Below are 8,741 nucleotides of genomic sequence, written 5' to 3' on the forward strand. Positions count from 1 at the left end.
GAGAGGTGATCATCCTGCAGGAATCGGACGTCATCACCGTACCGGCCGGCGACGGCCCCCAACTGGCGCTGCTGTTCAGCGTGGACAGCGATCCGTTGCGCATCTCCGCGGCACGTCTTGTCGCCCACGCTGACGTGCCGCGGCGACAGTCCACGGTCTGGTGCGCACAGCCGCAGGACAAGCCGCTTGTGGAGCGGGTCGGGAGCCTGCTGCGCAGCGGGCTGGCCGACCTCGCCCCGCGAACCCGCCAGGATGCCGAGCAGTACCTGGCAGATCTCGTCGCCACCGTGAACAGGGACCTCGCCGGACGCCAGCGGTCCGGTGCGGGCTGACTCTGCCGAGTCGGCCTGCCGTACCGCTCCCTTGGAGGTCACGGTCCGTCAAAGGGCAGGCGGTGTGAGGGACGATGCCCGCATGGACAACGATGGGAACCGGTCCGCTGCGGCCGGAGCTCAGATCCCCGCACGGCTGCGTGCCGTCGGACCGGGCTGGCATCCCCTTTTGGAACGCCTGCACGCGCAGCTCACCGTGGACGTGCCCGGTTACCGGGTCACCGACGTGACGGAGAAGCTCGGCGGCTTGGCATCCATGTCGCCACCGACGAGCAGGCTGTGCCCGAGAAGGTGAGGGCGCTGGTGGCGGCATCTGTCGCGGAGGCGGCTGCTACGTGCGAATTCTGTGGGGCAGTCGGCCGACCACGTTCACGCAACGACGCCCCCGGAGGATGGATCAAAACGGTCTGCGACACCTGCCACGCCGACTGGTCCGCCCACAAAATCCTGATCGTGCGGGGTGGCGTACTGCGCCGCCCGGTTTGACTGCGTGGCCCCCATGGCGTCATCCGACGGGTTCGTCCAACCGCAACTCCACCGGTGTGATCCGACCGTGCCGGGCTGCCCAGGCCGCGCCGACCCAGTGGTGTTCGCAGAGAGCCAGGATCACGGCGATGACGCTGTGGAAGCCCAGTTCCGGGTCGCCGAGAAGCTGCCTGTAGGTGGCGGCGTCGCGAGCGCTGGGGACGGGGCGGCTGGTGGGGTGGGTGTGCCACTCACCGACCCAGATGCTGCCGTCGCTCGCGAACGCCTCGTCGGCCAGTGCCTGGGCGTGTGCCAGGTCGCGGAGGAAGTAGGTGGGGGTACGTACGGCGGCGGGGCCGGGGGTTCCGGCGTGGTGGACAGTGACGGTGTCGTGAGTGTGGTGTCCCAGCAGGATGCCTCCGGTCTCTGTGGTGTGGTCAGCCGTGCCCAGTTCGGTGGTGATGACCTGGGCGGCCGGGGCGGTGAGGTGCACGGTGGTGACGGGCTGCTGGGTCATGGTGCTTCGCAGGTGGGGCAGCCGGATCTCGGTGGTGTGGCGGGAAGCCAGCGCAGTTCGGCGCTGTGGCCGAGGTTGAAGGGCGGGGCCCAGTCGGGCTGTCGGCGCAGGCCGAGCAGGGCGTGCTCTCCCGGCAGTCGCTGGTCGGGGTGCCCGGTGCGTTCGAGGACGGTGGCGATGGCGGTTTTGGCCGCGAGCTGGGCGACCAGGTGAAGGTCGGAGCCGACGGCGGTCATCGGCCGGTGACGGGTGCCAGTGCCGTACCCGGCGTCCAGGGCGGGCTCGGGATCGAGGCCGCCTGCCTCGGCGAGGCTCTGGCGCCGGCACGTGAGGCAGCCGTGCCGGGGCCAGGGGCGCAGTCGCAGGATCTCGCCGAGGGCACCGTCCTGCAGAACGCACGCGAGGACCGCGGTGAGGCCTGCGCGGCGGGCCAGGTGTCCGGTGACACGGCGCGGGGCCACCCCGTCTGCCGTGCACACGACGAGGTGGGTGTCCGCGAGGAGGGCTCGGACGTGGTCGGCGTGTTCGATGACGTCCAGGGGCAGAGGGATGACCGCCGTGTCGGGGCGCAGAGAGGCAAGTTCCTCGGCGAGGGCGGTGACTTTGTGTCGGCCGATGTGTTTGCGGGCGCTGGTGTGCCGGACGAGGTTGTGCCAGTCGAGCCGGTCTGGGTCGATGAGGGTGAGATGGCCGACGCCGTAGCCGGCGAGTGCGTGCGCGGTGGCCGAGCCGATGCTCCCCGCTCCGATCAGCATGATCCGCGTGTTCTGCAGCTCTTGTACGGGCCAGTGGTCCTCGAGCTGGCGGATCCCTAGGACGTCGGGCTCGACCGACACGGAGATCGGCTGGGCGCCTTCACGGGTGACGTGCCAGGCGACGAGGTCGGGCAGACCGCTTTCGGGAAAGGCGTCCTTCACTCCGGGGGCGTGGGTGATGGCCACGTAGCCGCCGTCGCCCGGCGTCTTGAAACCGCTGGGCACGGCGTCCTTGAACACGTCCAACTTCATGGACGTGCCACGCCGCACCCGCAGGAGGTACCAGAGCGCGTGGAGTTCACTCTTAGCCTGGTACCAGTAGCCGGTAGGACGGGAGTCGCAACTGGCGAGCAGGCGGGGGGCGGGCGGCGGCTGGTCGACAGAAATGATGGAGCCGCCGCCCTCGGAGATGCCGCCCACCACAGCTAGGTCGTCCGGGTGGCTGATACGCAACGACAGTCGGCCCCACGCGCCCGAGGCGCGGAGTGTGGTCGCGGCGTCCCGTGGGATGAGGATCAGCACGCAAGACCGTCCTGCCCGCCGGTGTCCCGTTCAGGGTGGCCAGTGGTGTCCTCGGGGGGCAGGGGCTGGGCCAGGAAGTGGTCGAGGCTATGGTCGGTGACGATGCCGCTGCCGGTCATCTGCTCGATCGTCTGGTGTTTCATCAGCGCGTACTCGACCCGCCAGCCGGCGGCCTTCAGCAGCAGATCGACAACGGACTCGCGGCCCGTCCATACGTCGTCGCGCAGGAGGCACAGGCTGGCGTCGCCGTTGACGTGCCAGCGATGCTGGGTCCATTCAAACGGTTCGGGCAGCGGGTCGAGGGGGACGAGGCGGGGCGCCACCATGGGGTACGCCTGGCTGTACTCCAGGCGCAGAAGGAGTCCTTCGTCGCCGATCCAGGTGGTGAGGTGCTCGGGCTCGGGCCGGTCGAAAGGCCAGCGGGGCAGCCTGCCTTCCCAGGTTCCTGCTCCGGCGTCGTTCCAGACGAGGTCGGGGAACTGAGCGGTGATCTCGTCGTGGTCGCGGCGAAGCCGGCGTGCTTCGCACGCCCACCAGGTGATGAGCGTGCGGTCATTGGGCGTGTGTGCGGTGGTCATCCCTGGGGTGCGTCCTTGATGGGCCGCGGGGTGATAAGCGCGGGGGTCCCGGTGATCAGCGAGGCGGGCTTGGCCGGTGCGACGGGGGCCGGGAAGTCGTCTCCGAAGATCTCCTGCCACAGTCGCAGCGCGTCGTCGGTGTCGCCCTCGGTCGCGGCCGCGCAGGCCCGCTCGGCGATGTCCCGGGCTTCGGCGAGCGCCTCGGACAGGCCCGTACGGTCCAGGTCCGGCTGGATCTCCCCGCACAGATCGGCCGGGTCCCACACGCCTTCGTTGACCTGGACCGCGGCTGCGGTGAAGAACGTCTTCAGCCCCTCGGACCGGTTGCCGGACCTGGGCATGCAGCTCAGAGCGAGGACTTCCATGACGAGGGACTTGATGCGCCCTTCGACCGGCACGGTGTGCCGCCACTGCTTGAGCACCCTCACCAGCGGCCGGAAGTGGGGCCAGACACTCTGATGATCGGCCACCTGATCGATGAGGTACTCCGGGTCGGCGGGCACCCACCGGGTGTTGAGCTTCTCGGGGATGAGTAGCGAGCCGTCCTCCTGTCGCAGCGCGGCCATGACGTCCACGGTGAAGGCGTCGGGGTCGTCCGGGTCGTCGAGGAAGCACTTGACCGCGTGGTTGCGCAGCAGGGTGTGCCTCACCACGTTGTCGTGGGTACCGCTGCTCTGGCTCAGCAGCCGGTTAACCTGGCCGCGGATGTGCTCGAGGGTCTCTTCCGCGCTCGGCCCGTCGCTCCCCCACTCGGGATGCTCCTCGGGGTCGTACACGGCGATGATGTCCACGTCGTGGATGGGCTTGAGCTGCGTGCTGCGGCTGAGCGAGCCGGAGCCGAACGTCTCCAGGACGTCCGGCTCGCCTCGCAGGGCGGTCTTGAACAGGTCCCGGCGCTCGCGGGCCAGTCTGGTCTTGTCGATGTCTTCGTTGACGGACTTCTGGAAGGCGTCGAATGCCTCGTCGATCCCCATGCGGTGTACCTCCTCGGGCGCGTCGTTCAGCCCGGGTGCACGCCGCGGCCGCCGGCTCCCGGGGGGCGCGGCGGCCACAAGCAGGCATCTATGGCTGCTTGTTCACCACAGTAAGACCCACCACTGACAAACCCGCCTGCACCAGGACTAGATGATCATTTGCCGCGACGTACCCCGCCCATCGGATCCGCGCGCCTTGTGCAGGGGGGAGGCCCCTTCGGGGGCTGCTGCCTCACGCTGAGGAGCCACCAGGTCCGGGCCAGTGTCCACAGGGCTCGAGGCCGGCCGCGGCCGACGGCGGAAGGATGTGGTGGACGGCCAGAGGAAAGATCGCTTTGGCATCCTCGGCGTCTGCGGGCGCGCAGCGGGACACTGCGAGGAGACTTCGACCGGAGGGTGGAGGCACTGTGAGGTGGTATGGGCAGCTGAGGCGGCTGCTGCTCTCCCGGGAAGGCGGTGGCACGGTGCTGATGGCGGCCTCCACGGCCGTCGCGCTCGGTGTCGTACCGAGCATCCTGGAGCAGTGGACCAAGCGGCAGTGGGTGTTTGTCGCGGTCTTCGCCGCCGCCCTCGTCCTGGTTCTGGCGGGATGGGTGCTACAGCGCCCCCGTGGTCTCGGCGTGGTGGTCAGCCTGTACCCGGCGGACCGCACCCAGGCCTCGCGGGTGGTGGCGCTCAAGAACGCTTCCCGCACCGCGCACAGCACGACGCTGGTCATCGATCGCGCGGTCCTGTGGCCCGGCGAGCGCTCTGCGCAGGACCGTTCGGAGGTGGCCGACTTCGTGGCCAGGCTCATCGATGCACAGATTGAGGAGCTGCGAGCGGGCGGCAGAGCGGAGCCCGAGGTCGCGCTGTACGTGCTCGCTCATCTGCAGGACGGCTTCCTTCTTGGCCGGCGCCTGGCCGACGATGCGCAGCTGTCGCTGGCGGTGATGCATCTGTCGCAGCAGGCCGGGCGCTCCGTGGTCCCGGGAGTCGGCCTCGGCAGCTCGCTGCGTACTGCACTCACTGACCAGCAGCGGGCGCAGGTGACCGGACTTCTGGCGGCCCCCACACGCGGCCGTCCGCAGCTGGTGGAGATCCCCGCAGCAGCCGGACAGCAGCGTCACCGGATCGCGCTGATCGTGCGTCTGGCGTCGGCCGGATCCATGGTTGATGACGCACGCCATGTGGCGGTGACCGGGCAGGATTCCTACGGGCCGGGGCACCACACCGGCTACCGCCTCCCGCCCCCGGGCAGCACGGACGGCCCGTGCGGCGCCTATCTCGTCATCGACACCGGCAACGCGTACCTGCCCGACGACCCCGGTGTCTACGCCGTGGTGACCACGTACGTCTAGGAGTGCTGGCAGGCTGCGCGGCAGGAGTGGGCGCAGCGGCTCGGCGGCGCCACCGCGGTGGAGGGGCTGCTGTTCTTCCACGGCCCGCTGCCGATCGCTGTCGCGCTGGGCTGGCTGACGGCCCGTGACCGGATATCTCTGGTCCACCACGACCTGCGGCTGGCACAGGACACGGCCCCGCCTTCGGCAGCGGGATCGTAGCGGTCTGCCGGGCCGTCATGCGTCGATGACGAACGCCTTCTCGTACACCTGGTGCGCGTTGACGTCCTCGTACACGGTGGTCGGGCGCAGCCGGTTCCACCGGTTGCCCAGCAGCAGGGACAGGCCCATGGGGCCGGCCTGGAAGAGGTGGATTCCGGGGTGAGGGCGGCAGGCACGGCGGAGGTGTTCCCGGATGCCGACGGCGAGGGCGTTGGCCGTTGCGGCATCCGGAATGGAATTGTCCTTGGCCCCACCGGGCGGGCGCAGCACCAGCAGCCGGGAGACAGGGATCTGCTGCTCCGTCAGGAAATCCAGCACATCCTGCGCCGGGTCGGTGGCGACCGCGATGGCGACAGCGAGGTCAGGCCCGAGATCAAGGGCGTACTCGTCGACGGCTGGCGGCAGCGGGGCCTCGTAGGGCTCGGCCGATGACCACAGCTGGCCGCGCTGGACCACGGCCAGGTCGGCGCCGGTCACCATGCGGAAGGCCGCACCGACCACGAACGCGGGTGCCAGACGCAGGCTGCCGGTGACGGCAACCGCGGTGGTGCCGGGCGGCATCCGATACGGTGCGGCTTCGATGTCCTCCTGCAGCTGAGCCCAGGTTGCCGGGGCCAGCGGGCGCCTCTTCAGATAGGCCGAGGCGCCTTCGAAGCGCTCCGTCCAGTCCACCGCGTAGTCGGCGTCCTCGGCCATCGGGTCCGGCTTCAGGGTGGCGATGGACACCACCGCGCGTGACGAACCCGCCGCAAGCCGCAGAGTCTGGATCGCCTCCCGGATGTCCGCCAGAGACAACCGGCGCTGTCCGTCGGCGACTTGGCGGGCGACCCAGTCCGCGCCGGCATGCATGGCCTCCTCGTCGAACCGCAGGCCGGCTGCGAACATCAGCATCTGCAGGTGCTCATGAAGATGCATCACGTCCCGCGCCAGATCGAAGCGCAGCACCCGAAGCAGGTCCAGCAGCATCTCCTCGCTCAGCCCGGCGCCGTCGGCCCACCGCGTCCGTGCCTGCCCCTTCTTCGACTTCGGGCCCTGCTGGGCCGCCTTGGGCACCAGCAGCTGGGTTCGGGAGTCCCGCAGCGAGACCAGCGGATCCTCCGCGTCCGGGGACCGGTTGCTCAGCAACGCAAGATCGACCGGTGCACCGTCCTTGGTGAGCTGCTGCCAGGCCTGCGCCATCTTCTGCAGGATCGACGGGCCGCCGCGATCGCTGGGCTTGAGCAGGTAGTCCTCGTTGACCGGGGTGGAGCTGTCCGCCGCGTACTTGACCTGCGTGTAGGTGTGCGGTGGTGCCTGCCGGTAGAGGACGACGTCGTCCAAGTTGCCCGCGTCGTCGGCCTCGACGCCGACCGCCACCACCGGGTTGGGCGCGCGCAGAGCCGCATCGCGTACTGCGGCGACACACCCCTGCCAGGCGACCAGCCACTGGTAGCGGTCCCCTGCAATACGGACGCCCGTCGAGCTCGGGGCGGGTAGGTCAGGCACTGAAACAATCTCCCAGCGTCGGGGCGTCACACGCGCGGCCATCGGCATGCTCAGCAGATCATCGCCGCAAGCGGGGCCGAGCCGAAAGCCTCACACCTACCGGTCGCCGGGCATGCCCGCAGCTCTTGAGCGCACCACGGCCGCTGCTTGCCTTCTTGCCGACTGCTGCGTGCACGCGGAGCGTTTCACACCGCCTCGCAACGCAGGTTCGCAGCCGGATCCGCCCGCCGGATGTGAAGCGTGAAGGGGCACAGTGTTCGCGCCCACCCACCGGCGCGGCACTGGGCCTCCTACCCCCCAGCCGCTGCTGCCTACCGCGTCCGAGAGCACTTGATGTGTGTCCGGGGCAAGGTGCGGTGTACCAGTTCAGAGAGCTCCCATTCCTAGAAGCAGCAGGTCACACGCACCAGTGAGTCGTCCGGCGCTACTGGAGGTGCCGCAGGTCAGAGGCCCTCAAATGACCGACGTGAGTCTCATCCACCACTGGTCGTGACAGCCCGGACGCAGCTGCCGCACCGACGGACAGCACGGACGCCGCAGAGGGATCCGCGTCGCTGATCCGCCTAGGAACCGAGCGGCTGGCGCAGGTCCACGTAGCAGCGCAGCCGTACACCGGGCTGGCCGGGATCGCGCGTGACACGGTCTGCGGTCGCCGTCGCCCACTGTGCGGCGAGAGCATCCTGGAGGGCGAGCGCGGTCGCAGCGTCGGCGGCCGCGACGTCGACGACCACCAACCCGGGCTCTTGCACATGCACTTCGTTGATCTGGTTCATGTACAGCACTACGTCCTGGCGGCGGGCAGGGTTGCGCTGATGCGTCAGCCTCACCCGACCGAGTAGCGGCTGCCCCGGCTCCGATCCTGCGTCAGGTCCCCTATGCCGTGCTGCAGTTCACATGCCCGGACGGCATCAACGGGGGAACAGGCAAGGGCAGTTCGCTGTTCTTGTCTACAGTGGCTGCCGAGGGGACAGTGTCCCCGGGCCTCACCTACAGCCCATGGGGACGATCGTCCGGCTGAAGCCCCATGGAGCCATCCGCCGAGAGGCGACCGCCCTCCGCTCGCCACCACCCACGGCCCCGGCTGGCCTCCCCCGTCCAGCCGGGGCCTTTCTGCTGCCCGGTTCCCGCGCCCGCGTCGCGGCGGCTAGCGGGCGAGCGTCACCGTGACCGGCTCATCTGGACAGCGGCGCAGCGTTTCGGTGAGCGCGGTGCTCTCGGCGGGTCGACGGCCAGCCGGTAGCGGCTCTTGTCAGCCACCCAGTCGGTGGCGTACTGACAGGCATAGCCGGCCGAGGGCGGCATCCAGGTACTGGGGTCCTGGTCGGCCTTGGAGCGATTGGAGGCGGCGGACACCGCGATCAGCGCGCGGGGGTCGTCGAGGTCGTTGGCGTAGGCTTCGCGTTCCTTCGCCGTCCACGTGGACGCCCCGCTGTCCCACGCTTCGGCGAGCGGGACCAGGTGGTCGACGTCGAGCTGGCGCGCGCTGTCGAGGTACTAGTAGGACTCCGTTACGTCTGTCCCGCGGTGCTGTTTGGGGGCATGTTGGGGGTGTGGACGCACATGAAGTGAACC

General features: G+C 69.6%; 11 protein-coding genes. 4 read left to right on the plus strand and 7 right to left on the minus strand.

All coding sequences use genetic code 11. The features are described from left to right. The first annotated feature begins 5 nt into the window (after window positions 1–5). Complete coding sequence (locus ACWBNA_RS45360; RefSeq protein WP_482710455.1) at window positions 6–332, plus strand: hypothetical protein; 327 nt, start codon at window positions 6–8, stop codon at window positions 330–332. An 82-nt stretch (window positions 333–414) separates the two neighbouring features. Further along, window positions 415–627 carry a hypothetical protein gene (locus ACWBNA_RS45365; protein WP_482710456.1) on the plus strand — a complete coding sequence of 71 codons (213 nt, stop codon included), beginning with the start codon at window positions 415–417 and terminating at the stop codon, window positions 625–627. Window positions 628–837: 210 nt separating this feature from the next. Here ACWBNA_RS45365 and ACWBNA_RS45370 read toward each other — a convergent pair whose 3' ends face one another. Genes ACWBNA_RS45370 through ACWBNA_RS45385 form a run of 4 tightly spaced genes read right to left on the minus strand, consistent with a single transcriptional unit; the run spans window position 838 to window position 4,143 of the window. Continuing rightward, window positions 838–1,314, minus strand: coding sequence for a Mov34/MPN/PAD-1 family protein (locus ACWBNA_RS45370; protein WP_482710457.1), 477 nt, complete (start codon window positions 1,312–1,314; stop codon window positions 838–840). Next, complete coding sequence (locus tag ACWBNA_RS45375; protein ID WP_482710458.1) at window positions 1,311–2,591, minus strand: HesA/MoeB/ThiF family protein; 1,281 nt, start codon at window positions 2,589–2,591, stop codon at window positions 1,311–1,313. The genes ACWBNA_RS45370 and ACWBNA_RS45375 overlap by 4 nt, the downstream gene beginning before the upstream one ends. Then, entirely contained in the window at window positions 2,585–3,169 is a 585-nt protein-coding gene (locus ACWBNA_RS45380) for a ubiquitin-conjugating enzyme family protein (RefSeq protein ID WP_482710459.1), read from the minus strand. Before ACWBNA_RS45380 ends, ACWBNA_RS45375 begins: the two co-directional genes overlap by 7 nt. After that, window positions 3,166–4,143 (minus strand): SMODS domain-containing nucleotidyltransferase, encoded by a 978-nt coding sequence (locus tag ACWBNA_RS45385; RefSeq protein ID WP_482710460.1) that lies wholly within the window; start codon window positions 4,141–4,143, stop codon window positions 3,166–3,168. The genes ACWBNA_RS45380 and ACWBNA_RS45385 overlap by 4 nt, the downstream gene beginning before the upstream one ends. Window positions 4,144–4,550: 407 nt before the next feature. Here ACWBNA_RS45385 and ACWBNA_RS45390 point away from each other — a divergent pair, with 407 nt between their 5' ends. After that, window positions 4,551–5,483, plus strand: coding sequence for a hypothetical protein (locus ACWBNA_RS45390; RefSeq protein ID WP_482710461.1), 933 nt, complete (start codon window positions 4,551–4,553; stop codon window positions 5,481–5,483). A 57-nt stretch (window positions 5,484–5,540) separates the two neighbouring features. Beyond that, entirely contained in the window at window positions 5,541–5,684 is a 144-nt protein-coding gene (locus ACWBNA_RS45395) for a hypothetical protein (RefSeq protein WP_482710462.1), read from the plus strand. Between the two features lie 15 nt (window positions 5,685–5,699). Here the strand turns inward: ACWBNA_RS45395 and ACWBNA_RS45400 are convergent, their stop codons facing one another. From ACWBNA_RS45400 to ACWBNA_RS45410, 3 genes are all read right to left on the minus strand, one after another. Then, entirely contained in the window at window positions 5,700–7,169 is a 1,470-nt protein-coding gene (locus tag ACWBNA_RS45400) for an SAVED domain-containing protein (RefSeq protein ID WP_482710463.1), read from the minus strand. Window positions 7,170–7,732: 563 nt separating this feature from the next. Continuing rightward, a complete protein-coding gene (locus ACWBNA_RS45405) occupies window positions 7,733–7,942 on the minus strand; it encodes a DUF6207 family protein (RefSeq protein ID WP_482710464.1) in 210 nt (69 codons plus the stop codon). A 385-nt stretch (window positions 7,943–8,327) separates the two neighbouring features. Beyond that, window positions 8,328–8,627 carry a GmrSD restriction endonuclease domain-containing protein gene (locus tag ACWBNA_RS45410; RefSeq protein ID WP_482710467.1) on the minus strand — a complete coding sequence of 100 codons (300 nt, stop codon included), beginning with the start codon at window positions 8,625–8,627 and terminating at the stop codon, window positions 8,328–8,330. Between the last annotated feature and the right edge of the window lie 114 nt (window positions 8,628–8,741).

This window comes from Streptomyces sp. Q2 (assembly GCF_056820935.1).

Excerpts from the sequence above, each read along its gene's own strand:
- ACWBNA_RS45365 (WP_482710456.1), top strand. The coding sequence starts at position 415 with ATGGACAACGATGGGAACCGGTCCGCTGCGGCCGGAGCTCAGATCCCC.
- ACWBNA_RS45370 (WP_482710457.1), bottom strand. The coding sequence starts at position 1,314 with ATGACCCAGCAGCCCGTCACCACCGTGCACCTCACCGCCCCGGCCGCC.
- ACWBNA_RS45380 (WP_482710459.1), bottom strand. The coding sequence starts at position 3,169 with ATGACCACCGCACACACGCCCAATGACCGCACGCTCATCACCTGGTGG.
- ACWBNA_RS45385 (WP_482710460.1), bottom strand. The coding sequence starts at position 4,143 with ATGGGGATCGACGAGGCATTCGACGCCTTCCAGAAGTCCGTCAACGAA.
- ACWBNA_RS45405 (WP_482710464.1), bottom strand. The coding sequence starts at position 7,942 with ATGAACCAGATCAACGAAGTGCATGTGCAAGAGCCCGGGTTGGTGGTC.